The following is a 522-nucleotide window of genomic DNA, read 5'->3' on the forward strand; positions in this document are numbered from 1 at the left end:
AAATCATTTTTAAAACATGGAAATCAATTTTTCGTATTCATCACAATATAAATATAAAAAAGGAACGGTTAGAGTGTCATATTTACGGGAAATTAATTGCGCTCTTATTATCTTCTACAGTGATGTTTCAAATGCGGCAATTACTACTGATGAAAAAGCAGAAAGAACTGAGTGAATGGAAAGCCATGTATATGATTCATGATTATTTTCGAGTACTATATCACCAAATGCAACATCAATCGAATCAGTTAGCCAAAAGTTTTTTTCGCTTGTTCCATTTACTCGAGAAAAATGGACGGAAATCACATCGATATCGAAAAAAAACAGTATTTGATATCTTAGGGATTGCATACGAACAGCATCTTCCGAAATGAAAATGATATATTGTAAAAATTTTAGCCCGGGAGGGTTATTTAGCATGCTCTTTTTTATCATAATTCCTTTTATTGAAGTGCTAGGAAGAAAATTTTACATATTTCTACATTTGCTTCTTCTTAACTTGATGGCGATGGGGTACGACAA

At 32.0% G+C, this 522-nt stretch carries 1 pseudogene; it reads left to right on the forward strand.

What is annotated here, in order from left to right:
- Positions 1-374: pseudogene (locus LOK41_RS28500) on the forward strand (IS4 family transposase); the annotation flags it as partial.
- Positions 375-522 lie beyond the last annotated feature (148 nt).

Source organism: Bacillus sp. TL12 (assembly GCF_022625245.1).
Classification (GTDB): domain Bacteria; phylum Bacillota; class Bacilli; order Bacillales; family Bacillaceae_G; genus Bacillus_A.